Here is a 25615-nt window from a genome sequence, read left to right as displayed (position 1 = left end):
TAATTCTAGCATAATTCGTCGTCTGAGACTAACTTCCAGTTTTGGGAGAGAGATGGAAGTTACTTTGAGAAGTTACGAACGTTAAAAATCCAGCCTTCTAGGAGAAAAGTCTTCCTAGAAGGCTATTTTCATAGGTGAAAATATGGTATAATAAAAAGATAAGGTAAAGGTAAAAATATGGCTAAATTGATTCCGGGCAAAGTCCGTATCGAAGGCGTTGCCCTTTATGAAACTGGTAAGGTTGACATCATCAAGGAAAAGAACAATCGGCTCTACGCTCGCGTTGCAGAAGAAGAACTGCGCTATAGTTTAGAGGATGATTTGGTTTTTTGTGCCTGCGATTTTTTCCAAAAGAGGGGCTACTGTGTGCATTTGGCAGCTCTGGAGCATTTTCTGAAAAATGATGAGCATGGTCAGGAAATCTTGCAGAGTCTGGAAGAAGGTCATGAAGAAAAAGAGGCCGTTGAAACCAAGGTGACCTTGGGTGGCAAATTTTTGGACCGAATCTTGTCTCCAAAATCAGACCGAGCCTATGAGTTATCGGCTGTGGGGCAGGTGGAAGCAGGAACCAATCATATCTTGTGGACTCTGAGAATCGGCCAAATCAATAGCCAAAAATACTACGTCATTCGGGATATTCCACTCTTTTTAAGAATTGTCGAGCAGAGAAAGTCTTATATGATTGGCAAGATCTATGAAGAATCCTTGTCTTGGGAAGCCTTTGATGAGGCCAGTCAAGAACTTCTGACTTTCTTGCGAGGGCTGACGGAGGAAGGACAGGCTCCAGACCTCTTTTTCCAAAACCAGGGTCGTCATCTCTTTTTTCCTCTGACTTTTTTTGAGCAGGGTGTGAATTTACTGATGGCCTTACCCCATTTTCAATTTGACCATCAAGTGGATAGTTATCAGGTTTTCTTTTTTCAGGATATGCATGCTGATGCCAATCTCTTTGCCTTTACAGTAACAGAATACTCGGATTATTTTGAAATGGAAATCAGAGAGAGTCCAAGGGTCAATGCCTTTTATCAGGGAGCTGTACTTTTCCATAAAGGACAGGTTTATTTTCAAACAGACCAGCAGATGCGTCTTCTCAAGGAAATTAAAGCGCTACCTGTGGATCAACATGGAAAGAAATACCTGCAATTTGATAGCAGTGACCGCGATAAGTTGGCTTCTTGTCTGACTCTTTTTGGCCAGATGGGGACTGTTTCATCTCCAGAACGCTTACAAATCAAAACGTTTTCGCCATCGTTTTACTTTGACAGAGAAGAGGATAATCGGATTCGTTTAGAAATTCAGTTTGATTATGGGAATAGACAGGTATCTAGCCGACAAGAGCTAGAAGAATTGCCATTTTCGAGTGATGCGGACTTAGAAGAAAGAGTTTTCCAAGTCTGTTTGGCTGCTGGTTTTGAAGCAGACTTTCAATCTTGGCGTCAGGCCTTAAAAGCAGAATCTGTCTATCATTTCTTCCATGATATCATTCCAGTTTTTGAAAAACTCGGGCATGTTGATCTATCAGACAAGTTAGAAGAACTCTATAACCTAGCGAGTCCTCAAGTGCAGATTGCTTCCAAGGGAGGTCTCTTGGAAATCCAATTTGATTTTCAAGATATTGCCCAAGAGGAAATTGACCAAGCCATGCAGGCCTTGGTTGCCAACAAGGATTTTTACATTGATTCATCTAATCAAGTCTACTTTTTTGATGAAGAAACCAAGAAAATTCGCCAAAATCTACAGGAACTGGGGCAGCTTGAATTAAAAGATGGGGCTTTGCAGGCTCGAAAATCCTTGGCCTACAGTTTAGCTCATCTTTTTGAAGGGCGAGACCGTGTTTCTTTCTCACAAGAATTCAAAAATCTGGCCCACGACTTGACGCATCCAGAGGACTTCCCTCGACAAGCAACTCAGGTTCAGGCTGACTTGCGAGATTATCAGGAAAAGGGAATCAGCTGGCTACAAATGCTCCATCATTATGGTTTTGGTGGGATTTTGGCTGATGATATGGGATTGGGGAAAACCCTCCAGACCATTGCATTTTTGACCAGCCAAGTGACAAAAGAAAGTCGAGTCTTGATTCTCGCTCCGTCGGGTTTGATCTACAACTGGGCAGATGAATTTCAGAAATTTGCTCCACAGTTGGATGTGGCTGTCGTTCATGGATTGAAAGCTAGTCGTGAAGAGATTCTTGCCGAGAACCATCAGATCTATGTGACTAGCTATGCTACCTTCCGTCAGGACAGTGAGCTTTATCAGGGGATGGCCTTTGATTTCCTTTTCTTAGATGAAGCTCAGGTCATGAAGAACGCCCAGACCAAGATTGCCCAGACCTTGAGACAATTTGTGGTGCCGTCAGTCTTTGCCTTGTCAGGGACTCCCATTGAAAACCATCTAGGTGAGTTGTGGTCTATTTTCCAAATCGTCATGCCAGGACTTTTGCCAGGCAAGAAAGAATTTATGAAATTACCAGCTGAGCGCGTAGCTCAGTTTATCAAGCCCTTCGTGATGCGGCGCAAGAAAGAAGAAGTTCTGACCGAACTGCCAGACTTAATCGAAGTGGTTTATAAGAATGAACTGGAGGACCAGCAAAAGGCTATCTACCTAGCCCAGTTGCAACAGATGCGAGACCGTTTAGCTCAGGTGTCAGATCAGGAATTTCAGCGTAGTCGAGTGGAAATCTTGTCTGGTCTGATGCGCTTGCGCCAAATCTGTGACACTCCTGCCCTCTTTATGGAAAATTATCAGGGAGCCAGCGGTAAACTAGATAGTCTCCGAGACCTGCTGGTACAGGTAGCAGACGGCGGACACCGTGTCTTGATTTTCTCGCAGTTCAAGGGAATGTTGGAGAAAATTGAACAAGAACTGCCAGACTTGGGCATGACTTCCTTTAAAATTACGGGTTCAACCCCAGCCAAGGAAAGACAAGACATGACCAAGGCCTTTAACCAAGGGGAAAGAGATGCCTTTCTGATTTCCCTTAAGGCAGGTGGGGTCGGTCTAAATTTAACAGGTGCTGATACGGTTATCTTGGTTGATCTTTGGTGGAATCCTGCGGTGGAAGCGCAAGCCATTGGCCGTGCCCATCGGATGGGACAGGAAGAAACGGTTGAGGTCTATCGCTTGGTGACCAAGGGAACCATTGAAGAAAAAATTCAGGAACTACAAGAACAGAAGAAACATCTGGTGTCACAAGTATTGGACGGAACAGAGTCACGTGGCAGTCTGACACTAGCAGAAATTAGAGAAATTTTGGGAATTTCTGAAGCCAGCACTTGAAAAATCAAGACAATACGCTATAATGAAGTGTTGAAAGGAAATAGAAAATGAAACAAGAACGATTTCCATTGGTGTCAGATGACGAGATCATGTTGACTGAAATGCCAGTCATGAACTTGTACGATGAGTCTGATCTGATCAGTAATATTAAGGGTGAGTATCGAGATAAAAATTATTTAGAATGGGCTCCTATTACTGAAGAAAAACCAGTCAAACCGATTGAAAAGCAAGTAGAGAAACCTAAAAAGGCTCCTTTAGGAGTTAAAAAAGAAGGAAAAAGCTATGCGGAGGTAGCGCGTGAAGAAGCGCGTGCGGACTTGAAAAAGAAACGCTCGGCAAGCTATCTGACTAAGGACATCACTCCTACAAGACGCCACTCTCAGTCAAGCCCAGTTAGACAGAGCAATCAACCTACCGCGCCTTTTCAAAAGGAGAATCCTGGTGAATTTGTCAAATATAGTCAAAAAATGACCCAGTCTCAGTATATCTTGGCGGAAGAAGTCAATTCTATCTCTACCAAGAATGAAGAAGTGTCAGCACCTGCTCCAAAGAAAAACAACTATGATTTTCTTAAAAAGAGCCAAATCTATAATAAAAAAAGTAAACAAACAGAACAAGAACGTCAGGTTGCCCAAGAGTTGAATCTGACCAGAATTACAGAATAGGGGAGAAAACATGCCAAAGACATATCATTTTATCGGAATTAAGGGATCAGGGATGAGTGCCTTGGCCTTGATGTTGCACCAAATGGGTCATAAGGTACAGGGATCAGATGTTGAAAAATACTACTTTACTCAACGTGGTCTTGAGCAGGCAGGAATTACTATTCTTCCTTTTGATGAAAAGAATCTAGACGGTGATATGGAAATTATCGCTGGAAATGCCTTCCGCCCTGATAACAATGTCGAGATTGCTTATGCAGACCAAAATGGCATCAGCTACAAACGTTACCACGAGTTCCTAGGTAGCTTTATGCGTGACTTTGTTAGCATGGGAGTAGCTGGAGCGCATGGAAAAACTTCAACGACAGGTATGTTGTCTCATGTCTTGTCTCATATCACAGACACTAGCTTCTTGATTGGAGATGGAACAGGTCGTGGTTCGGCCAATGCCAAATATTTTGTCTTTGAATCTGATGAATATGAGCGTCATTTCATGCCTTACCATCCAGAATACTCTATCATCACCAACATTGACTTTGACCATCCGGACTATTTCACAAGTCTAGAGGATGTTTTCAATGCCTTTAACGACTATGCCAAACAAATTACCAAGGGTCTTTTTGTCTATGGTGAAGATGCAGAATTGCGTAAAATTACGTCTGATGCACCAATTTATTATTATGGTTTTGAAGCAGAAGGTAATGACTTTGTAGCTAGTGAGCTTCTTCGTTCAACAACTGGTTCAACCTTCACCGTTCACTTCCGTGGACAAGAATTGGGTCAATTCCACATCCCAACCTTTGGTCGTCACAATATCATGAATGCGACAGCCGTTATTGGTCTTCTTTACACAGCAGGATTTGATTTGAACTTGGTGCGTGAACACTTGAAAACATTTGCTGGTGTTAAGCGTCGTTTCACTGAGAAAATTGTCAATGACACGGTGATTATCGATGACTTTGCCCACCATCCAACAGAAATTATTGCGACCTTGGATGCGGCTCGTCAGAAATACCCAAGCAAGGAAATTGTTGCAGTCTTCCAACCGCATACCTTTACAAGAACAATCGCTTTGTTGGACGAATTTGCTCACGCTTTGAACCAAGCGGATGCTGTTTACCTAGCGCAAATTTATGGGTCAGCTCGTGAAGTAGATCATGGTGACGTTAAGGTAGAAGACCTAGCCCAAAAAATCAACAAAAAACACCAAGTCATTACTGTTGAAAATGTTTCTCCACTCCTAGACCATGACAATGCTGTCTACGTCTTTATGGGAGCAGGAGATATCCAAACCTATGAATACTCATTTGAGCGTCTCTTGTCAAACTTGACAAGCAATGTTCAATAGGATGTTCTCATGGAAATTCCAATTAAGATTATTCAGGCAAGTAAGTCTGATTTGGCTGAGATAGAGGCACTTCAAACTTCGTCTTATCCAGCTGAAAAGCAGCAACCTTCCCATATCTTAGAAGAAAGTATCCGTAAGTGTGCGGATACCTTTCTTCTAGCTAGGGATGAAAATCAGCTTTTGGGCTATATTCTAGGTGGTCCTTACCCACACAATCCGCAGTGTCTAAAAATACATTCTTTGGTCATCAAGGCTGACCATCAGAGACAGGGCTTGGGAACGCTTCTTCTTGCGGCTTTGAAAGATGTGGCAGTTGAGCTGGATTACAAAGCTATTCGTTTGAAGAGTCCGGAAGAGTTGCTTTCCTATTTTGAAATGAACGGTTTTATTGATGAAGAAGAGACAGATTCGCTTTATGCAGCTAGTCAAGGTTTTAGTATGATTTGGTTTAATCTCTTTTATCTGGAGGCGCAATGAAAATTAGGAAAGCAAGATTAGAAGATTTGGATCGTATCGTTGAGATTGAACTAGAAAATTTCTCGATTGAAGAAGCCATTCCTCGCTCTGTTTTTGAGGCGCATTTGCGAGAAATTCAGACCTCGTTTCTGGTTGCAGAAAAAGAGGGCAGAATCATGGGGTATATAGAAGGGCCAGTTGGACCATACCGCCATCTGCAAGATCATTCTTTTACAGAAGAGATAGAAGATTATAGTCATAAGCCTGGTGGTTATATCTCTGTGACCTGTCTTTCTATTGCCGAGGAGGCACAGGGCCTTGGACTGGGTCAGAAATTGCTAACAGCCTTGAAAGAACTGGCTCTTGAAGATGGAAGAGAAGGCATTAACCTAACCTGTCATGACTATCTCATCGCCTACTATGAAAAACACGGATTTGTCAACGAAGGCTTGTCCCAGTCAACCTTTGCAGGGGAAACTTGGTATGATATGGTCTGGGAAGCTAAAAAATAGGCAAGACAAGGTATCATAGGTTGCTTTTCCTAGACTTTTAAGATATAATATTATGGATTGTCAACGAGGAGGAAAAACTTTTGAGTGAAAAGTCAAGAGAAGAAGAAAAATTAAGCTTTAAAGAGCAGATTTTACGAGATTTAGAACGAGTTAAAAAACATGAAGAAGATCAGGAAGAAGTTGATTTAGCTTCAATAACCCCCCAATTTTCTTCTAAGAAAGACCAGTCGATAGAAGAGCTAATGGAAGATTCTCTATCAGCTGTAGAGGAGATTATGAGAAAAGCTCCTACCGTGCCTACTCACCCAAGCCAAGATTTACCGGCTTCTCCATCAGATGAGATTAAAAGAGAAACTCTTACTGTTCCAAGTCATCCAAGTCAAGATGTGCCTTCTTCTCCCGCAGAAGAGGCTGTAAGACAAGCTCCACTTGCTCCTAGTCATCCGAGTCAAGAAGGACCTTCTGCTCCATCAGCGGAGGGAGTATCAAGACCAACTCCAGGACCTGTTAGTCCTAGAAAAGTAGAAAAGGAATTTAATGAAATCCCAACGAGGGTAGCTGTTTCTTATAAGACAGAAGCTCAGAGAGAGGTAAAAAGAGAAGTTCCTACTTCAAAACCAGTAGTGGAAAAGAAAGTTGTAGAAGAAATGCCTGCAACTCCACGTCGTAGCCGTCGTGAGACGGTTAAGTCACCCAAGAAGAAAAAATCAGGATTTAAGGCCTTCTTCATTTCTCTACTCATTTTCTTAGGTTTGATTTCAGCAGGTGCTTACTTCGGTTATCAGTATGTTCAGTCATCTTTACAGCCTGTGGATGCTTCATCTAAACAATATGTGACAGTGCAAATCCCAGAAGGAGCTAATGTTCAAACAATTGGTTCAACTCTTGAAAAGTCTGGCTTGATTAAACACGGAGTGATTTTTGCTTTTTATGCGAAATATAAAAATTATTCAGATTTGAAATCTGGCTATTACAATTTGCAAAAGAGCATGAGTACAGAAGATATTATCCACGAACTACAAAAAGGTGGAACAGCTGAAGCTCAAGAACCTGTCCTTGCGACTTTGACAATTCCAGAAGGTTATACGATTGACCAAATTGCACAAGCGGTAGGTCAATTGCAAGGTGACTTCAAAGAGCCTTTAACAGCGGATGCCTTTCTGGCAAAAGTTCAAGATGAGAACTTTATCAGCCAAGAAGTTGCCAAATATCCTAGTCTACTTGAAAGCTTGCCTACAAAGGAAAGTGGCGTTCGTTATCGTTTGGAAGGTTTCCTCTTCCCAGCTACATATTCTATCAAGGAAAGTACAACTATTGAAAGCTTGATTGATGAGATGTTGGCAGCTATGGACAAGACTTTGGCACCTCATTACAGTACGATTAAGTCTAAGAATTTGACGGTCAATGAATTGCTGACCATTGCTTCTCTTGTCGAAAAAGAAGGAGCTAAGACGGAAGACCGTAAGTTGATTGCAGGTGTATTCTACAATCGCTTGAATCTTGGTATGCCACTTCAAAGCAATATTGCAATCTTGTATGCTCAAGGAAAACTTGGTCAGAAGATTAGTCTTGCTGATGATGCTGGAATTGATACGACAATTAATTCACCGTATAATGTTTATACGAAAGCTGGTTTGATGCCAGGTCCAGTAGATAGTCCAAGCTTGGATGCCATCGAGGCAAGTATTAATCAGACTAAGAGTGATAACTTATACTTTGTAGCTAATGTTACAGATGGTAAGGTCTATTATGCTGCTACTCAGGAGGAGCATGATCGTAATGTCGCTGAACATGTCAACAGCAAATTAAACCAAACAAACTAAAATTATGTGATGCTTCACATAATTTTAGTTAGAAAATATCATCAGAAGAAAGTTGAGAAAAATGGCAGAAAAAACATATCCTATGACCCTTGCGGAAAAGGAAAAACTTGAAAAAGAATTAGAAGAATTGAAATTGGTCCGCCGACCAGAAGTGGTAGAACGTATTAAGATTGCTCGTTCATACGGTGACCTTTCTGAAAACAGTGAATACGAAGCGGCTAAGGATGAACAAGCCTTTGTCGAAGGACAAATCTCTAGCTTGGAAACAAAAATCCGTTATGCTGAAATCGTCAATAGCGACTCAGTCGCCCAAGACGAAGTAGCGATTGGAAAAACAGTCACTATCCAAGAAATTGGTGAGGACGAAGAAGAAGTTTATATTATCGTAGGTTCAGCCGGTGCGGATGCCTTTGCAGGTAAGGTTTCAAATGAAAGCCCAATTGGACAAGCCTTGATTGGTAAGAAAACAGGTGACACAGCAACTATTGAAACACCTGTTGGTAGTTATGATGTAAAAATCTTGAAAGTTGAAAAAACAGCCTAAAAACAGAAAAAAGGAGTGGGGAAGGCAGTGCGCTTCACTCACTCCTTTTTCCATTTTAAATTGAATTGGAGACGATATGAGTTCAAAGAAGAAAAAAAATAAGATGGAGCGTGGTCTGACCAATCGTCACGTGCAGGTTATGGCCATTGCGGGAACAATTGGAACAGGACTCTTTTTGGGAGCAGGTCGCTCTATCAGCTTAACAGGTCCTTCCATTGTACTAATTTATATGATTACTGGAGCCTTTATGTTCCTCATGATGCGTGCGGTTGGGGAAATGCTTTATCAAGATCCTGAGCAACATACCTTTATCAACTTTATCACGCGCCATTTAGGTAAGGGCTGGGGTTATTTCTCAGTTTGGTCCTACTGGCTATCCGTTGTCTTTATCGGTATGGCGGAAATCACTGCTATCTCTCACTATGTTCAGTTTTGGTTCCCTAGCTGGCCAAGTTGGATGATTGAGATTGGATTTTTGACCATTCTAGCTTTAGTCAATCTGATTGCGGTGAAGCTCTTTGGGGAAGTTGAGTTTTGGTTTGCTATGGTCAAGATTGTGGCTATTTTAGCCATGATTGCAACAGGGGTCTTTATGGTCTTGACAGGCTTTAAGACACCTCATGGAGTAGCAAGTTTGGCCAATATTGCTGACAATTTCTCCCTCTTCCCAAATGGTGGAGTGAACTTTGTCATGGCCTTCCAGATGGTATTCTTTGCCTATCTCATGATTGAGTTTATCGGGGTAACAACTTCTGAAACAAAAAATCCACGTCAGGTCTTGCCAAAAGCTGTTAAGGAAATTCCTTTGCGTATCGCCTTTTTCTATGGAGGTGCCCTATTAGCTATTATGGCTATCATTCCTTGGCGTGAACTAGCATCGGCTGATTCTCCATTTGTTACGGTGTTTGAATTGGCTGGAATCAAGTGGGCGGCAGCCTTGATTAACTTCGTCGTTTTGACCTCAGCAGCGTCTGCTCTTAACTCAACCCTTTACTCAACAGGGCGTCATTTGTACCAGATTGCCCATGATTCGCCAAATCCATTCTTAAAGGCTATCAAAGCAGATACTCTTTCTCGCCACAATGTACCACAAAATGCCATCATCGCTTCAGCAATCTTGATTGCCCTAGCAGCCTTTATTAATGTCTTGCCAGGTGTTTCCGATGCCTTTGCCTTGATTACGGCATCGTCATCAGGTGTTTATATCGCCATTTATATCTTGATTATGGTGGCTCACCTTAAATACCGTAAGTCACAAGACTTTATGGCGGATGGTTATCTCATGCCCCATTATCGTTTCCTAAATCCTTTAACCATGCTCTTCTTTACCTTTGTCTTTGTAACCCTCTTTTTACAAGAGTCTACATTTGTAGGAGCAATCGGCTCAGCTATCTGGATTATCGGTTTCGGGATTTATAGCCAGTGGAAATTTAGAAAATAGCTTAAGGACTCATCAACTAAGGTTGGTGAGTTTTTGATTTAAAATAAAGATAAAAAGCACCAGAGTGACTTTGGTGCTTTGAAGTTATAAACATTTTGCTCTAGACTGGTGTTGATAGTTATTCCTCATTTTCTGGAGGGAATGGAATGCCAGTTTTATTCAGTCGTTGAACGTCTTGGATGAACATGTTCTTAGTTTCAAACAGGTATGCTAGTGGGAAGAGGTCGTTTTGGGCATCCATGTAATGAATAACAGTATTAGCTCGTTCAATAGCCTTAGGGTTATCTTGTCGAAGTAGATTGTAAACTTCATACATTTTTAAAAGAAATAGGGGAAATATTGCAAATTCGCAAGCGAATTCTTGAGTTATTATGATATTCAACTTATAGATGAGCTTTTCTGCTTTATCGTAGTATCCATAGCGAGAATATGTTCTAATTAAAAACAGTCCAGTCATAGCATATCTGCGATAAAAATACTCATCATTATTAGAATCTTCCAATCCTTTAATAATGAGTTTTTCGAGGTATTCAAGGAATTTTAACTCAAAAGATTGAATATTAAATTGTAAAAGAATTTCAATAATAGTAAAATCACGAATATAAAGAGTATCAAGACTAAATATATAGTTGATCAAGTAATTAATAGCTTCTACTTGATCAGGAGTCAATTTATCCATTTCATTTTCTTGATTTAAAATGCCTAATTTTAGTGTGTAATACTCTATGATATTTCCCCACTCACTTTTCTTTCCTAGTATTTGTATAGCTTTGGTTCTATCATTTTTAGACAATGCATTTATAATTTGTTTTACTCTTTGAGATCCATCATTTTGAATATGTAACACTTCTGCATAGTCTATCTCATCTAAATTAAATCTGCTCAAAATTTCAAAAAAAGTATCGACTTTGATAGAAGATAATCCTTTTTCAAAGCGACTGAGGTTATTGGGAGTAATGACATCTCCAGCAGCCTCTTTGAGGGTCATATTACGATCTTGACGGATTTTTTGAATGATTTCTCCATAGTGTTTAAATTCCATGATAGTCTCCTTAGTCTTAATTTATTTTATTATAACTTAAATTTTTATAATTTTGAAAAAATCTACTGTTTTTAGCAGATTTTTGTTTAAAACTCAAGATAAGGAATAAAATTATACTGTTTATAATAGAAAGCTCCAAAAAGGGGATTATTTACTGTATACTATACAAAAAAATAAAAAGGAGCCAATATGAAGAAAAAAGATATTTTATTAAGCGCTGGTTTGACAACTATTCTTGTTGGGACTGGTGTTGCAAATACAACTGTCCAAGCAGAAGAGGTGGATTCTGGTCAACCCAAACCTACGGTGAAGACGACCCCTGTTCATGTTACTGAACAAGACGTTAAAAATGCTAAAGCAGATGTAGATAAGGCGCAAGCTGATGTCAACGCAAAACAAGGCACAGTCGACCAAGCAAAAGCTGATAAAGTAAAAGCTGATGACAAAATTGACACCATGAATAAAGACATCGACACTGCTAATAACGCAAACAAAATCATCAATGCTCAAAACGATATTATCACTAACAAAACAGCGGACAAGACAAACGCAACAAACGATTTGAATACCGCTAAAGATGGTGAACGTGATGCACATACAGCATTAGACAATGCTAATACTGCAAAAACAGACGCCGATAACGCCCGTGACGCTAAGAAAGCTGATGTTGATACGAAACAAGCCGACCTTGACGCAATCACAGACGCTAATGTACGTAAAAACATCACAAACACAACTAGCAAAATTTCAAACGTTGATAATGATTTGAACGCTAAAGGTGCACAAATCACAGCTACAGACACTAAAATTGCTGCTAAACAAGGGGAAATCGATAACTATAGAGTTAAAGTTATTTCGACAGATTTAAATCCTGATGAACGTAATCATACAGCTCATGATAACCTTAATGATTATGAGTATAACCATGGATTCTTCCGTAACAACCAAATGGAACCGGTTAACTTCCAAGGTGTTGACATCAAAGAAATTGACGCAACTAAAGATATGATTGATTTCGCAGATGCTTTAGCAGCCTATAAGAAAGCGCCATATGATTGGACAACTCGTAAATACAAAGAACGCCCAACATACCGTTACAAGGTAGATAACAAAGGTATTTCAGACGCCTTTGTCAAATTGCTTAATCAACTACGTGTTAATAACAATTTGAAGGGTGATATGGTAGTTGACGATGAGTACCTTGCATACGCGCAAAAACGTGCTGATGAAATGCAGAAAACAGGCGTATTATCACACCGTACCAGTTTAACAGACAAACCGGGCTATATCAAAGGGGTGCAACCAGACCAAAACGTTGAAAACATTCTTGGCGGGCTATCAGGCCAAATTATCGGTCGCGACGGTGAATATTTAACATTTGACCATATCGTAACTAATGAAACGTTGGCTTATGATATGTTGTTGACATACTACTCGGACTACGCAAATGTGCGAGGTTTGAAATACGGACACCGCAAAAACTTATTGACACCAACCGGTGGCAAAATGGGTGTTGCCGTTTCAACCATTGATGGAAAAGACAAAACAACTTATTTCGGTTCATTCAATGCTAGTGCGCACAAAGGTTCAACCTATGAATGGAATGAAGATGACCAAATGTTCTATTCCCTAAACCAAAGTCAAGATGAGAAGGATTATTTGGACCACAGTAATAACTTCAAACAAGATGACCCAATGAACCCAACATTCTATGGTAAAAAGATGAAGTTTATCGCAGACACTCATTATGTATTTGTTAAACGTCAAATCATCGATGACAGACCAAAAATGCAAGCCGAGTTAGATGCATTGAAATCTCAAAAAGCGACACAAGAACGAGAACGTGACGTATTAGTTGCGAAGAAAGCTGATTTGACTCAAGAGTTAGATGCTTTAAACAACCAATTGAATGATATTGCTACAGCACGTACGAATGCGACAACAGCTCTAAATCAAGCAAAATCTGATTTAGCTACACTTACAGCGACCGCTCAAGACAAAGCAGATGCTGTTATTCAAAAACAAAAAGAGTTGGATAAAGCAACTGCTCGTGTAAACGATGTAACTGCACGTATCAACACAATTCAAAGTGAAATTGATGCGGCAACAAGCAAACGTGATAATGCTATGCGTGTCCACGCGCAATTACCACAATTGCGTGCAAGTTTAACACAGGCAGAAGCAGATAGAACAAACGTGGAACAACGCATCACAGTTGCAGAGCAAGACTTAGCGGATGCCAAAGCTCGTTTGACACAAGCACAAGCTGACCACAAATACAAATCAGATATCTTTTCAATCGATAAGATGCTAAATGTATATACTGATGGTAACCGTGTCATTTCAGCAACACCGAAAGTTGCCCCAACAGTAGATGAATTACCAGAATTGGATATCACAGCTGACATCCCTAGTGATTTGAATACAAAACAAAATCCTGACGGTATCGGAGCAACACCAAAAGTAGCTCCAACTGTAGATGAATTACCAGAGTTGGATATCACAGCTGACATTCCAAGTGATTTGACTACAAAACAAAATCCTGATGGTATTGGTGCGACACCAAAAGACGCACCAGTTGAGGATGAATTGCCAGAGTTGGATCCAAGTGCTATCATTGACAAGCCAGCGGATAAGCCAGCGGATAAGCCAGCGGACAAGCCAGCGGATAAGCCAGCGGATAAGCCAGCAGACAAGCCAGCAGATAAGCCAGCAGATAAGCCAGCAGATAAGCCAGTGGACAAGCCAGCAGATAAGCCAGTGGATAAGCCAGCGGACAAGCCAGTGGATAAGCCAGCGGACAAGCCAGTGGATAAGCCAGTGGATAAGCCAGCGGACAAGCCGGTAGATAAATCAGCAGACAAGATAGCAGATAAGCCAGCAGATATGCCGGCAGATAAATCAGTGGATAAACCAGTAGATAAGTCAGCAGACATGCCGGCAGATAAATCAGCAGAACAATATACGTTACCAAATACAGGAGAAAATTCTAGGGTAGCAAATTCAATTGTTGCAGTTGGCTACGGATTATTAGCAATGATTGGTCTAGCAGGATTATTTGTTAAGAGGAAAAACTAAATTAAGGGTGATTAAAGATAGGAAATTTGAATTATGAACAAATATAGTAGAGAACAATTGATTGAAATGTTTGGATATAGTTTCCAAGTTTTGAAAGCTGTATCTGACTTGAATAAAGCTATTTCAGCAGAACAAAATAAAGCATATAGTGGTATTATGGGGAACTATGGCAAGCTTAAAAAAGTATATAATTTAAGTGTATTAGGTTTTATAGCATTTTGTGCCTTATTAGGAATACTTCAAGGAACTGTACTATCATTAACCGAATATATTATTGGAGGTGTGCTTGGTTATGTGGTTTTCCAACTTCTGTTTTCCCCACTTGTTCTGATTGTAAAAGCTGTGTATAAGCACATTGCAAAAAAAGAATTTACAAATGCTGCGAATAATGATGCTTCTAATGCTTATCGCCAAAAAGGTATTGAGTTGATGAAAGATGAACAGTTTTTGGCATATAAAAGAGAAATTCCAGAAACTTACTTTAATATGAATGATCTTTATTTACTTTATAGTTATTTAGAGACTTATAGAGCCGATAATTTTAAAGAGGCAGCAAACTTATTGGCCGAGGAGAAACACCGTGATAAGGTAGAGTATAGTCAAGAAGTTATGCAAAAGAGTCTTGCTTCTATTCAAGCAAACGCTAATTATCAATCTGTCATTCAAACAATTCATTTATTAGAGACTCAGAAATTACATCGTACAGTGAGAATAGGAGTCTTTGGGGAATAAAAAGTAGTTTTAGCAACCGTAAAGTGGTAATAGAAACTTACATTTGAAATATCCTTGGACCAAAAATCATATAAAATAGGCTGGGTAAAAAGTTTATAAAATAAAAAATGTAGAGCAGAATATATTGAAAAAATTTAATAATATAGTTTTCTTATACGGAGATTTTCTACATGTTATCCACGAAGGTAGTTTTTAAAAATGCCCTATCATTTATTCGATTATAAATTAAAAGAATATAAGCAGTGATAGTATTTTATTGAGTTGATAAAAATAGCAATCACAACGAAGAAACAAGCATCTCCAATAGGGGCTGCTTGTTTGTTCATTTGATGTTTATGCAAGCTGATATGCTCAATTTTTCTTTGGTTTGACAGTCTATTGAAATAAGGCTATAATCAAGCTGTAATCGTTCTCGAGGAGGTTTGGATGTACTTTAGATTGGAAAATGAGGAATCCCAGAAGGCGCAAGAAATTGGGAATTTGATTCGTGCTTATAACCGTTCAAAAAGAGAAGAGGCTGAAAGTGAGTCATTGAATCTTTATGTTGAAGATGAAGACGGCAATCTTATGGCTGGCTTGGTTGCTGAGACTTTTGGAAATTGGCTAGAAATCGAGTATTTGTTTGTGAAAGAGGAACTACGAGGGCAAGGAATCGGTTCAAAACTATTGCAGCAGGTAGAAAGTGAAGCTAAGAATCGAAACTGTCGTTTTGCCTTTGTCAATACTTACCAATTTCAGGCACCGGACTTTTATCAGAAGCATGGCTACAAGGAAGTCTTTGTTTTAAAAAACTATCCCTATACAGGGCAAAGATTTTATTACCAAAAGGATTTGTAAGGAGAATAAAGCAAAGAGGGGAGCTTGACATAAGTCTCGATAAATACCAGTTAAATCCTACAAATTGTGTCTTTCTAGACGATATTTAGGACAATACAATCGCAGTTGAGAAATTGGGAATCAACTCCTATCAGATTAAGAAAAGAACTGCTGTCGTCGAAATTTTGAAATCATATATTTAGATTCAACACTCTCTATTTTTTATGGTAGAGAGTTTTTTTGTTAATAAAATTTTACAAAATGACATTTATATATTGCATTGGGTTATGGCGAATGGGCCCAGAAAAAGTTCGAGCAAGACATGGATGAACTGGAGAGTGGAGAATAGTTTGTTACTCTTTTCTCAATCCAGCTAAAATGTGATATAATAGTACTAATTTATTGGAATACATGAAAGTTCTTGAAAATTTTCATGGGTTTCTAGCTAAGGAAGTAGGAAAAGTATGTATCCAGATGATAGTTTGACATTGCACACGGACTTGTACCAGATTAACATGATGCAGGTTTACTTTGACCAAGGGATTCACAATAAGAAGGCGGTCTTTGAGGTGTATTTTCGCCAACAGCCTTTTAAGAACGGCTATGCAGTTTTTGCTGGTTTGGAAAGAATTGTGAACTATCTTGAAGACTTGCGTTTTTCTGAGAGTGATATCGCCTATTTGGAGTCGCTTGGCTATCATGGGGCATTCTTGGACTATCTCCGCAATTTCAAGTTGGAGTTGACCGTTCGTTCTGCCCAAGAAGGGGATCTGGTTTTTGCTAATGAACCGATTGTGCAGGTGGAAGGCCCTCTAGCCCAATGTCAGTTGGTCGAAACAGCTCTTTTGAACATCGTTAACTACCAGACTTTGGTCGCTACTAAGGCAGCTCGTATTCGTTCGGTCATCGAAGATGAACCTTTGATGGAGTTTGGAACACGTCGGGCGCAAGAAATGGATGCGGCTATCTGGGGAACACGCGCAGCGGTGATTGGTGGCGCCAATGGAACCAGCAATGTGCGTGCAGGTAAACTCTTTGACATTCCTGTCTTGGGTACTCATGCCCATGCCTTAGTACAGGTTTATGGCAATGACTATGAGGCCTTCAAGGCTTACGCTGCGACCCACAAAAACTGTGTCTTTCTTGTGGATACTTATGACACCCTTCGCATCGGTGTGCCAGCTGCCATTCAGGTGGCGCGTGAGCTGGGTGACCAGATTAACTTTATGGGTGTGCGGATTGACTCTGGGGATATTGCCTACATTTCCAAGAAAGTCCGTCAGCAACTGGACGAGGCCGGATTTACAGAGGCTAAGATTTATGCTTCTAATGATTTGGATGAAAATACTATCCTCAACCTCAAGATGCAAAAGGCCAAGATTGATGTCTGGGGTGTTGGAACCAAGATGATTACAGCCTATGACCAGCCAGCTCTTGGGGCAGTTTACAAGATTGTTGCCATCGAAGATGAAAATGGCCAGATGCGCAACACCATCAAGCTGTCTAATAATGCGGAAAAAGTGTCGACGCCAGGTAAGAAGCAGGTGTGGCGCATTACCAGTCGTGAAAAAGGCAAGTCAGAGGGCGACTACATCACTTATGATGGTGTGGATGTGAGCGACATGACTGAAATCAAGATGTTCCATCCGACTTATACTTACATCAAGAAGACCGTTCGTAATTTTGATGCTGTTCCTCTCTTGGTGGATATTTTCAAAGACGGGAAATTGATTTACAACCTGCCTAGCTTGACTGAGATTCAGGATTATGCCCGTAAGGAATTTGATAAGTTGTGGGATGAGTACAAGCGCGTGCTGAATCCACAGCATTATCCAGTGGATTTGGCGCGTGATGTATGGCAAGACAAGATGGACTTGATTGACAAGATGCGCAAGGAAGCCCTTGGTGAAGGAGAAGAAGAATGAGTTTGCAAGAAGCGATTATCCAAGAACTGGGCGTGAAACCAGTGATTGATGCTCAAGAAGAAATTCGTCGTTCTATTGATTTCTTAAAGAGATACCTGAAAAAACATCCCTTTCTTAAAACCTTTGTACTAGGGATTTCTGGAGGACAAGACTCAACCTTAGCAGGACGTTTGGCTCAACTGGCTATGGAAGAACTGCGAGCAGAAACTGGAGATGACAGCTACAAATTTATCGCTGTCCGCCTGCCTTATGGAGTGCAAGCTGATGAAGCAGATGCTCAAAAAGCCCTAGCCTTCATCCAGCCTGATGTCAGTTTAGTCGTCAATATCAAGGAATCAGCTGATGCCATGACAGCTGCAGTAGAAGCGACAGGTAGCTCTGTTTCAGACTTTAACAAGGGCAATATCAAGGCTCGTTGCCGTATGATTGCTCAGTATGCCCTTGCTGGTTCCCATAGCGGAGCGGTCATTGGGACAGACCATGCTGCGGAAAATATCACAGGCTTTTTTACCAAGTTTGGTGACGGTGGTGCGGATATTCTCCCTCTTTACCGCCTCAATAAACGCCAAGGAAAACAACTATTGAAGGAACTTGGTGCAGACCCAGCACTTTATGAAAAAATCCCAACAGCAGACCTAGAAGAAGATAAACCAGGTCTAGCTGATGAAGTAGCCCTCGGAGTCACCTATGAAGAGATTGACGACTACCTAGAAGGCAAAACAATCAGCCCAGAAGCCCAAGCAAGAATCGAAAACTGGTGGCACAAAGGCCAACACAAACGCCACCTACCCATCACTGTATTCGATAACTTTTGGGAGTAAAAAGGTCCGGGGGACCTTTTTAGCTTCTTGCCTAGAAACTGGGAAGCAAGAATAACCTTCAGTGGAGGTTTTCAGCCTCTCACCTTGAAATAAGAAAGTGAGAGAACTTTTTACGCCGAGTTTAGAAATAAGAAAGCGAGGAAGGTCCGGTGGACCTTTTTAGCTTATTACATTGAAATTCAAAAGCAAAGTAAATTTAAATTGAGGTTGGGCAGAGAATCATCTATCAGAAAGCGAGGTAGCGTCATGAAAGCAATCGGTACGCAAATATTACAGACAGATCGTTTAATCTTGCGAAGATTTGTGGAAAGTGATGCAGAAGCCATGTTTCAGAATTGGGCTTCATCCGCTGAGAATCTGACCTATGTTACCTGGGATCCCCATTCTAATGTCGAAATCACTCGAAACTCGATTCGAAATTGGGTTGCCTCCTATACCAATCCCAACTATTACAAATGGGCCATTTGTCTCAAAGAAAAGCCAGGGCAAGTGATCGGGGATATCAGTATCGTTGAGATGGATGAGGAAGATTCAAGTTGTGAAATTGGCTATGTGCTAGGCAAGGCTTACTGGGGACATGGGATTATGACAGAGGCATTGAAAGCTGTCTTGGACTTTTGTTTTACTCAAGCAGGTTTTCAAGAAGTCAAGGCACGTCATGCCAGTCTCAATCCAGCTTCAGGTCGTGTCATGGAGAAGGCTGGAATGTCCTATCTAAAGACTATTACCAATGGTGTAGAGAGAAAAGGCTATCTTGCGGACCTTATTTATTATCAGATAAGCAAGGAGAATAGATAAGCTTAACATTTATCGATTATCCGTTGTTCTTATTTTTTATATACTATTTCATTTATCCTTTCTTTTCCGAATAAATAGATAGTAGCAGTGAATCTAGTAAACCTAGATTTAAAAATGTGCTATAATGAAAGGAGAAGAAATATGACTGTACGTCATCCGGGCATTAGCCCGACCAATGATTTGGTTGCTAAGAAAATCTTTAGCAATCCAGAAATCACTTGTCAATTTATCCGTGATATGTTGGATTTACCAGCCAAAAATGTAACCATTTTGGAGGGGAGTAACATTCATGTCTTGCCTTCCCTACCGTACTCGGCTCAGGATTTTTACACTAGTATAGACGTTTTGGCAGAGTTAGACAATGGGACACAAGTAATCATTGAGATTCAGGTGCATCATCAGAATTTTTTCATCAATCGTCTGTGGGCTTACCTGTGCAGTCAGGTTAATCAAAACCTAGAAAAAATTCGTCAACGAGAAGGTGATACACACCAGAGTTACAAACACATCGCACCTGTTTATGCTATTGCTATCGTAGATAGTAATTACTTCCAAGATGATTTAGCCTTTCACAGTTTTAGTATGCGCGAAGACACGACAGGTGATGTCTTAACCATCACAAATAACTGTCAAGAAAACCATCTGGTCAAGATGGCGTTCTTGGAATTAAGAAAATACAGAGAAACCAGCAAAGACGAGGTTCGCAAACCGTGGTTGGAGTTTTTCGGGAATAAACCCTTTACCCAGCAACCTGAGCGAGCCATCAGCCAAGCAGACCAACTGCTGGACTACAAGAGCTGGTCCGAGGAGGACAGGAAAATGTTTAGTCAACTACGTATGCGAGAAGAACAAGCATTATTGGCTCATGACTATGCCTTGGAGCAAGCTGAAGAAAAAGGCTTAGAACGTGGCCGTGCAGAGGGTATCAAAGAGGGGTTAAAAGTAGGTTTAGTAAATCTAGTTCGCCAAGGTCTTCTAACACCTGAGGTTGCCAGCCAGCAATTGGGAATGACCGTCGCTGAGTTTGAGGCCTTGTTGTAAGACTATTACCAATAATGGTTAAAATGGGGTTCTTAGAACTAAAAAATACAGAGGAACCAGCAAAGATAAGGTTCGTAAACCGTGGTTGGAGTTTTTGTAAATCAGTAAATCAATGACAGATTTTTCCGCGATAGATGGAAGAATCTGTTTTTTAATTTACTAAATGTTGGCTCAAAAAACTAAGATAGCTTACCCTTTTACTCATGTTTTTTTGATTTATTTGAAGTATAACCTGATTAAATTCCTATTTTTCCCTATCATTGTCCCTGTTTTTTCTGGAGTTTTGGGGCTATAATAGTCCTATCAAATCAAAGAATGGAGGAAGGCAATGGATAATATTATCTTTTTTATCAGTGTTTTTCTTGCTGGAATTCTTTCCTTCTTTTCTCCTTGTATTTTACCTTTGTTACCGGTCTATGCAGGAGTCTTGTTGGATGACAAAGACGGTGCTCAGGCTTCTAGTGGCAAATTTTCAATCTCACTTGTTAGTTTATTGCGAACTCTAGCTTTTATAATAGGGATTTCCTTTGTTTTTATCTTACTAGGTTATGGAGCTGGTTTTTTAGGCAATTTGCTTTATGCTTCTTGGTTTCAGTATGTGACGGGTGCGGTAATCATTCTCTTGGGCTTACACCAGATGGAAGTCTTACATTTTCAGGGACTCTACAAAGAAAGAAGGCTACAATTACAGGGACAGGGGCAAAAGGGTAACGGTTATAATCAGGCATTTTTACTGGGCTTGACCTTTAGTTTTGCTTGGACGCCTTGTGTGGGGCCGGTCCTTGGCTCTGTTTTGGCCTTGGCGGCTTCAGGTGGCTCAGGTGCTTGGCAGGGAGCTGGCCTCATGTTAATCTATACGCTGGGTTTGGCGCTACCATTTTTGGTTCTAGCTCTAGCCTCCAGCTATGTTTTGAAACATTTCCGAAAGCTCCATCCTTATCTAGGAACCCTCAAAAAAGTGGGTGGTTTCCTCATTATCGTGATGGGAATCTTGGTGCTTTTGGGAAATGCTTCCATTTTGACTACATTATTTGAATAGAGAGGAAGAAGAAATGAAAAAATGGCAAACATGTCTCCTTGGAGTAGGCTCAATCTGTTGCTTGGCAGCCTGTTCGGCTAAAAATATGTCAGACGAAGCTACTATGAAGGAGCAAACAAAAACAGAACAAGTCAGCTCTCAAACTGCCACCAAGGGTCAAGCAGTCGCTGACTTTGAATTGATGGGAGTAGATGGCAAGACCTACCGCTTGTCTGATTACAAGGGCAAGAAAGTCTATCTTAAATTCTGGGCTTCTTGGTGTTCTATCTGTCTGGCTAGTCTTCCGGATACGGATGAAATTGCTAAGGATGCTGGAGACGACTATGTAGTCTTGACAGTGGTGTCTCCTGGGCACAAGGGGGAGCAACCAGAAGCGGATTTTAAAAACTGGTACAAGGGCTTGGATTATAAAAATTTCCCAGTTTTAATTGACCCGTCAGGCAAGCTTTTGGAAAGTTATGGTGTCCGTTCTTACCCAACTCAAGCCTTTATAGACAAGGAAGGCAAACTGGTCAAAACGCAACCAGGTTTTATGGATAAGGATATGATTTTAAAAGAATTGAAAGAAATGGGGTAGAGAAAGGTCATGAATGATAAAGTAAAATTGTTTGTCTTGGCAGGGATTTTTTTCCTAGCCATAACCGGTTTCTATTTTCTATTGATGCGAAATGCAGGGCAGACAGATAGCTCGCAAATTGAGAAGGCTGCAGTCAGCCAAGGAGGAAAAACAGTGAAAAAAACAGAAATTAGTAAAGACGCAGACTTGCATGAAATTTATCTAGCTGGGGGTTGTTTCTGGGGAGTGGAGGAATACTTTTCACGCGTTCCCGGAGTGACAGATGCCGTTTCAGGCTATGCAAACGGTAGAGGGGAAACAACCAAGTACGAATTGATTAACCAAACAGGTCATGCAGAGACTGTCCATGTTACTTATGATGCTAATCAAATTTCCCTCAAGGAAATCTTGCTTCATTACTTCCGCATTATCAATCCAACCAGTAAAAATAAACAAGGAAATGATGTGGGGACCCAGTACCGTACCGGTGTTTATTACACAGATGACAAGGATTTGGAAGTAATCAATCAAGTCTTTGATGAGGTGGCTAAGAAATACGACCAACCTCTAGCAGTTGAAAAGGAGCCCTTGAAGAATTTTGTGGTGGCAGAGGATTACCATCAAGACTACCTCAAGAAAAATCCAAATGGCTACTGCCATATCAATGTTAATCAGGCTGCCTATCCCGTCATCGATGACAGCAAATATCCTAAACCAAGTGATGAGGAATTGAAGAAGACCTTGTCACCTGAGGAGTATGCAGTCACCCAGAAAAATCAAACAGAACGAGCTTTTTCAAACCGCTACTGGGATAAATTTGAATCTGGTATCTATGTGGATGTGGCCACTGGCGAACCTCTCTTTTCATCAAAGGACAAGTTTGAGTCTGGTTGTGGATGGCCTAGTTTTACCCAACCAATCAGTCCAGATGTTGCCACCTACAAGGAAGATAAGTCCTACAATATGACACGCATGGAAGTGCGGAGCCGAGTGGGAGATTCTCACCTTGGCCATGTCTTTACGGATGGACCACAGGACAAGGGTGGCTTGCGCTACTGTATCAATAGTCTCTCTATCCGCTTTATTCCCAAAGACCAAATGGAAGAAAAAGGCTATGCTTATTTACTAGATTATGTTGATTAAGAGGTCTTTCCTAAGCAGTTAGCGGAGAATTTTGCTATACTGATACTAGTAAGTGACAAAGGAGAGAAGCATGACCTACACAATCTTAATCGTAGAAGATGAATATCTGGTAAGACAAGGCTTGACCAAGCTGGTCAATGTAGCAGCCTACGATATGGAAATCATCGGTCAAGCTGAAAATGGAAGGCAGGCTTGGGAATTGATACAAAAGCAGGTGCCAGATATCATTTTAACCGATATCAACATGCCTCAGCTAAATGGCATCCAGTTGGCCAGTCTGGTCCGAGAAACCTATCCTCAGATTCATCTAGTTTTTTTGACAGGCTACGATGATTTTGATTATGCCTTGTCTGCTGTCAAACTAGGTGTGGATGACTACCTGCTTAAGCCTTTTTCTCGTCAGGATATTGAGGAAATGCTGGGGAAAATCAAGCAAAAGTTGGACAAGGAAGAAAAAGAAGAGCAGTTACAAGATTTATTAACCGATAAGTTTGAAGGAAACATGGCCCAGAAAATCCAGTCTCATCTAGCTGATAGTCAATTTAGTTTAAAGAGCTTGGCCAGTGACTTGGGCTTTAGCCCGACTTATCTGAGTTCTTTGATTAAGAAAGAGTTGGGCCTGCCTTTTCAGGATTATCTGGTGAGAGAGCGTGTCAAACAAGCCAAGCTTTTACTTCTGACTACAGATTTAAAGATTTATGAGATAGCTGAAAAGGTTGGCTTTGAAGATATGAACTACTTTACCCAACGTTTTAAACAGATTGCAGGTGTGACACCTCGTCAGTTTAAGAAGGGAGAAGGCCGATGAAGCGTTCTTCTCTCCTAGTCAGAATGGTTATTTCTATCTTTCTAGTCTTTCTCATCCTCCTGGCTCTGGTTGGGACTTTCTATTATCAATCTAGTTCTTCAGCCATTGAGGCTAGCATTGAGGGCAATAGCCAAACGACTATCAGCCAGACTAGCCACTTTATTCAGTCTTATATCAAAAAATTAGAAACCACCTCTACCAGTTTGACCAAGCAGACGGATGTCCTAGACTATGCTGAGAATCCCAGTCAAGACAAGGTCAAGGGAATTCGAGATCTATTTTTGACCATCTTAAAGGCTGACCAGGACTTGAAAGCTGTGGTTCTGGTCATCAAATCCGGTCAGGTCATTTCTACAGATGACAGTGTGCAAATGAAGACCTCCTCAGATATGATGGCTGAGGATTGGTACCAAAAGGCCATTCATCAGGGAGCCATGCCTGTTTTGACCCCGGCTCGTAAATCGGACAGTCAGTGGGTCATTTCTGTCACTCAGGAACTTGTTGATGTAAAGGGAGCCAATCTGGGTGTGCTTCGTTTGGATATTTCTTATGAAACTCTGGAAGCCTATCTAAATCAACTTCAGTTGGGGCAGCAGGGCTTTGCCTTTATCATCAATGAAAACCATGAATTTGTTTATCATCCTCAACATACAGTTTATAGTTCGTCTAGCGAAATGGAGGCCATGAAACCCTATATTGAGACAGGGCAGGGTTACACTCCAGACCACCGATCCTATGTCAGTCAAGAAAAGATTGCTGGAACTGATTGGACGGTGCTTGGTGTGTCTTCGTTGGAGAAGTTAGACCAGCTTCGGAATCAACTCATGTGGACCTTGCTTGGTGCTAGTGTCACATCTCTTCTTGCCTGTCTCTGCTTGGTGTGGTTCAGTCTTAAACGCTGGATTGCTCCTTTGAAGGATTTGAGAGATGCCATGCTGGAGATTGCTTCTGGTAATCAGAATCTTCGTGCCAAGGAAACTGGTGCCCATGAACTGAGAGAAGTGACTCGCCAGTTCAATGCTATGTTGGATCAGATTGATCAGCTGATGGCGGATATTCGCAGGCAGGAAGAAACGACCCGTCAGTACCAACTTCAAGCTCTATCGAGCCAGATTAATCCGCATTTCCTCTATAACACCTTGGACACCATCATCTGGATGGCTGAATTTCAGGACAGTCAGCGAGTGGTTCAGGTGACCAAGTCCTTGGCAACCTATTTCCGCTTGGCTCTCAATCAGGGTAAGGATTTGATTTGTCTCTCTGATGAAATCAATCATGTCCGCCAGTATCTCTTTATCCAGAAACAGCGTTATGGAGATAAGCTGGAATACGAGATTGCTGAAAATCCTGCCTTTAATCATCTAGTCTTGCCCAAGTTGGTGTTACAACCCTTGGTAGAAAATGCTCTTTACCATGGCATCAAGGAGAAGGAAGGTCAAGGACATATTAGAGTTTCTGTCCAGAAACAGGATTCAGGACTGGTCATCCGTATTGAGGATGATGGAGTGGGTTTCCAAGATGCTAGCGATAGTAGTCAAAGTCAACTCAAACGTGGGGGAGTCGGTCTGCAAAATGTTGACCAACGGCTCAAACTTCATTTTGGAGCCAATTACCAGATGAAGATTGATTCTACACCCGACAAAGGAACGACGGTTGAAATATACATAAATAGAATAGAAACTAGCTAACTCCCAGTTAATTCTGGGAGTTTTATGCGTAATTGGGCAAGCTTTCTAGGTTGTCTATCTTGCTAA

At 41.0% G+C, this 25615-nt stretch carries 21 protein-coding genes and 1 pseudogene; 21 read left to right on the top strand and 1 reads right to left on the bottom strand.

Features of this window, described 5'->3' with window-relative positions; genetic code table 11:
- Positions 1-177 precede the first annotated feature (177 nt).
- The 8 genes from N8L33_RS06140 to N8L33_RS06105 all read left to right on the top strand — a co-directional run bounded on the left by N8L33_RS06140 (position 178) and on the right by N8L33_RS06105 (position 10062).
- Positions 178-3276, top strand: a complete 3099-nt coding sequence (locus N8L33_RS06140; RefSeq protein ID WP_261059249.1) for a pilus expression-regulating Snf2 family helicase — start codon at positions 178-180, stop codon at positions 3274-3276.
- A gap of 47 nt (positions 3277-3323) precedes the next feature.
- On the top strand, positions 3324-3941 hold the full coding sequence (locus N8L33_RS06135; RefSeq protein ID WP_261059248.1) for a divisome accessory protein ZapJ: 618 nt from the start codon (positions 3324-3326) through the stop codon (positions 3939-3941).
- 10 nt (positions 3942-3951) lie between these two features.
- Positions 3952-5286 carry a UDP-N-acetylmuramate--L-alanine ligase gene (gene murC / locus N8L33_RS06130; protein ID WP_033677684.1) on the top strand — a complete coding sequence of 445 codons (1335 nt, stop codon included), beginning with the start codon at positions 3952-3954 and terminating at the stop codon, positions 5284-5286.
- Positions 5287-5295: 9 nt separating this feature from the next.
- Complete coding sequence (locus N8L33_RS06125) at positions 5296-5763, top strand: GNAT family N-acetyltransferase (RefSeq protein ID WP_261059246.1); 468 nt, start codon at positions 5296-5298, stop codon at positions 5761-5763.
- Complete coding sequence (locus tag N8L33_RS06120) at positions 5760-6254, top strand: GNAT family N-acetyltransferase (protein ID WP_261059245.1); 495 nt, start codon at positions 5760-5762, stop codon at positions 6252-6254. The genes N8L33_RS06125 and N8L33_RS06120 overlap by 4 nt, the downstream gene beginning before the upstream one ends.
- A 194-nt stretch (positions 6255-6448) precedes the next feature.
- Positions 6449-8077: an endolytic transglycosylase MltG gene (gene mltG, locus N8L33_RS06115; protein WP_419991840.1), complete on the top strand. Its 1629-nt coding sequence runs from the start codon at positions 6449-6451 to the stop codon at positions 8075-8077.
- Positions 8078-8138: 61 nt separating this feature from the next.
- A complete protein-coding gene (gene greA, locus N8L33_RS06110) occupies positions 8139-8621 on the top strand; it encodes a transcription elongation factor GreA (RefSeq protein WP_000818750.1) in 483 nt (160 codons plus the stop codon).
- Positions 8622-8697: 76 nt separating this feature from the next.
- Positions 8698-10062, top strand: a complete 1365-nt coding sequence (locus tag N8L33_RS06105) for an amino acid permease (protein WP_194250452.1) — start codon at positions 8698-8700, stop codon at positions 10060-10062.
- Positions 10063-10180: 118 nt separating this feature from the next.
- On the opposite strand, the gene N8L33_RS06100 is transcribed toward N8L33_RS06105, so the two are convergent.
- The gene (locus tag N8L33_RS06100; RefSeq protein ID WP_261059242.1) at positions 10181-11104 is read right to left on the bottom strand and encodes a helix-turn-helix domain-containing protein; all 924 of its coding nucleotides are present in this window, start codon (positions 11102-11104) and stop codon (positions 10181-10183) included.
- A 189-nt stretch (positions 11105-11293) separates the two neighbouring features.
- Here N8L33_RS06100 and N8L33_RS06095 point away from each other — a divergent pair, with 189 nt between their 5' ends.
- The 13 genes and pseudogenes from N8L33_RS06095 to N8L33_RS06040 all read left to right on the top strand — a co-directional run bounded on the left by N8L33_RS06095 (position 11294) and on the right by N8L33_RS06040 (position 25549).
- A complete protein-coding gene (locus N8L33_RS06095; protein WP_261059240.1) occupies positions 11294-14182 on the top strand; it encodes a CAP domain-containing protein in 2889 nt (962 codons plus the stop codon).
- Positions 14183-14215: 33 nt separating this feature from the next.
- Positions 14216-14914, top strand: a complete 699-nt coding sequence (locus tag N8L33_RS06090) for a hypothetical protein (RefSeq protein ID WP_261059239.1) — start codon at positions 14216-14218, stop codon at positions 14912-14914.
- 426 nt (positions 14915-15340) lie between these two features.
- The gene (locus tag N8L33_RS06085; RefSeq protein ID WP_261059237.1) at positions 15341-15751 is read left to right on the top strand and encodes a GNAT family N-acetyltransferase; all 411 of its coding nucleotides are present in this window, start codon (positions 15341-15343) and stop codon (positions 15749-15751) included.
- Positions 15752-16016: 265 nt separating this feature from the next.
- A pseudogene (locus tag N8L33_RS10225) lies at positions 16017-16079 on the top strand (DUF6773 family protein); the annotation flags it as partial.
- A gap of 115 nt (positions 16080-16194) precedes the next feature.
- Positions 16195-17655: a nicotinate phosphoribosyltransferase gene (locus N8L33_RS06080; protein ID WP_261059236.1), complete on the top strand. Its 1461-nt coding sequence runs from the start codon at positions 16195-16197 to the stop codon at positions 17653-17655.
- The gene (gene nadE / locus N8L33_RS06075) at positions 17652-18476 is read left to right on the top strand and encodes an ammonia-dependent NAD(+) synthetase (protein WP_261059235.1); all 825 of its coding nucleotides are present in this window, start codon (positions 17652-17654) and stop codon (positions 18474-18476) included. Before N8L33_RS06080 ends, nadE begins: the two co-directional genes overlap by 4 nt.
- A gap of 246 nt (positions 18477-18722) precedes the next feature.
- Positions 18723-19274: a GNAT family N-acetyltransferase gene (locus N8L33_RS06070; protein WP_261053698.1), complete on the top strand. Its 552-nt coding sequence runs from the start codon at positions 18723-18725 to the stop codon at positions 19272-19274.
- 141 nt (positions 19275-19415) lie between these two features.
- Entirely contained in the window at positions 19416-20315 is a 900-nt protein-coding gene (locus tag N8L33_RS06065) for an Rpn family recombination-promoting nuclease/putative transposase (RefSeq protein WP_261041301.1), read from the top strand.
- Between the two features lie 328 nt (positions 20316-20643).
- Positions 20644-21354: a thiol-disulfide oxidoreductase-associated membrane protein CcdA2 gene (ccdA2, locus tag N8L33_RS06060; RefSeq protein ID WP_261053700.1), complete on the top strand. Its 711-nt coding sequence runs from the start codon at positions 20644-20646 to the stop codon at positions 21352-21354.
- Between the two features lie 13 nt (positions 21355-21367).
- Entirely contained in the window at positions 21368-21931 is a 564-nt protein-coding gene (locus N8L33_RS06055; RefSeq protein WP_261059232.1) for a redoxin family protein, read from the top strand.
- A 9-nt stretch (positions 21932-21940) separates the two neighbouring features.
- Complete coding sequence (msrB, locus tag N8L33_RS06050; protein ID WP_261059231.1) at positions 21941-23053, top strand: peptide-methionine (R)-S-oxide reductase MsrB; 1113 nt, start codon at positions 21941-21943, stop codon at positions 23051-23053.
- Between the two features lie 70 nt (positions 23054-23123).
- The gene (locus N8L33_RS06045; protein ID WP_261059230.1) at positions 23124-23861 is read left to right on the top strand and encodes a response regulator transcription factor; all 738 of its coding nucleotides are present in this window, start codon (positions 23124-23126) and stop codon (positions 23859-23861) included.
- Complete coding sequence (locus tag N8L33_RS06040) at positions 23858-25549, top strand: cache domain-containing sensor histidine kinase (protein ID WP_261059229.1); 1692 nt, start codon at positions 23858-23860, stop codon at positions 25547-25549. Before N8L33_RS06045 ends, N8L33_RS06040 begins: the two co-directional genes overlap by 4 nt.
- Positions 25550-25615 lie beyond the last annotated feature (66 nt).

It is taken from the genome of Streptococcus mitis, from assembly GCF_946188695.1.
In the GTDB taxonomy this organism is placed as follows: domain Bacteria; phylum Bacillota; class Bacilli; order Lactobacillales; family Streptococcaceae; genus Streptococcus; species Streptococcus mitis_DF.
Note: the sequence above shows the minus strand (reverse complement) of the source record. Positions and strands in the feature narration are given on the sequence as shown.

What these genes read in the sequence shown, in the direction of transcription:
- N8L33_RS06140 (WP_261059249.1), top strand. Translation starts at nt 178, where the DNA reads ATGGCTAAATTGATTCCGGGCAAAGTCCGTATCGAAGGCGTTGCCCTT.
- N8L33_RS06135 (WP_261059248.1), top strand. Translation starts at nt 3,324, where the DNA reads ATGAAACAAGAACGATTTCCATTGGTGTCAGATGACGAGATCATGTTG.
- murC (WP_033677684.1), top strand. Translation starts at nt 3,952, where the DNA reads ATGCCAAAGACATATCATTTTATCGGAATTAAGGGATCAGGGATGAGT.
- N8L33_RS06125 (WP_261059246.1), top strand. Translation starts at nt 5,296, where the DNA reads ATGGAAATTCCAATTAAGATTATTCAGGCAAGTAAGTCTGATTTGGCT.
- N8L33_RS06120 (WP_261059245.1), top strand. Translation starts at nt 5,760, where the DNA reads ATGAAAATTAGGAAAGCAAGATTAGAAGATTTGGATCGTATCGTTGAG.
- greA (WP_000818750.1), top strand. Translation starts at nt 8,139, where the DNA reads ATGGCAGAAAAAACATATCCTATGACCCTTGCGGAAAAGGAAAAACTT.
- N8L33_RS06105 (WP_194250452.1), top strand. Translation starts at nt 8,698, where the DNA reads ATGAGTTCAAAGAAGAAAAAAAATAAGATGGAGCGTGGTCTGACCAAT.
- N8L33_RS06100 (WP_261059242.1), bottom strand. Translation starts at nt 11,104, where the DNA reads ATGGAATTTAAACACTATGGAGAAATCATTCAAAAAATCCGTCAAGAT.
- N8L33_RS06095 (WP_261059240.1), top strand. Translation starts at nt 11,294, where the DNA reads ATGAAGAAAAAAGATATTTTATTAAGCGCTGGTTTGACAACTATTCTT.
- N8L33_RS06090 (WP_261059239.1), top strand. Translation starts at nt 14,216, where the DNA reads ATGAACAAATATAGTAGAGAACAATTGATTGAAATGTTTGGATATAGT.
- N8L33_RS06085 (WP_261059237.1), top strand. Translation starts at nt 15,341, where the DNA reads ATGTACTTTAGATTGGAAAATGAGGAATCCCAGAAGGCGCAAGAAATT.
- N8L33_RS06080 (WP_261059236.1), top strand. Translation starts at nt 16,195, where the DNA reads ATGTATCCAGATGATAGTTTGACATTGCACACGGACTTGTACCAGATT.
- nadE (WP_261059235.1), top strand. Translation starts at nt 17,652, where the DNA reads ATGAGTTTGCAAGAAGCGATTATCCAAGAACTGGGCGTGAAACCAGTG.
- N8L33_RS06070 (WP_261053698.1), top strand. Translation starts at nt 18,723, where the DNA reads ATGAAAGCAATCGGTACGCAAATATTACAGACAGATCGTTTAATCTTG.
- N8L33_RS06065 (WP_261041301.1), top strand. Translation starts at nt 19,416, where the DNA reads ATGACTGTACGTCATCCGGGCATTAGCCCGACCAATGATTTGGTTGCT.
- ccdA2 (WP_261053700.1), top strand. Translation starts at nt 20,644, where the DNA reads ATGGATAATATTATCTTTTTTATCAGTGTTTTTCTTGCTGGAATTCTT.
- N8L33_RS06055 (WP_261059232.1), top strand. Translation starts at nt 21,368, where the DNA reads ATGAAAAAATGGCAAACATGTCTCCTTGGAGTAGGCTCAATCTGTTGC.
- msrB (WP_261059231.1), top strand. Translation starts at nt 21,941, where the DNA reads ATGAATGATAAAGTAAAATTGTTTGTCTTGGCAGGGATTTTTTTCCTA.
- N8L33_RS06045 (WP_261059230.1), top strand. Translation starts at nt 23,124, where the DNA reads ATGACCTACACAATCTTAATCGTAGAAGATGAATATCTGGTAAGACAA.
- N8L33_RS06040 (WP_261059229.1), top strand. Translation starts at nt 23,858, where the DNA reads ATGAAGCGTTCTTCTCTCCTAGTCAGAATGGTTATTTCTATCTTTCTA.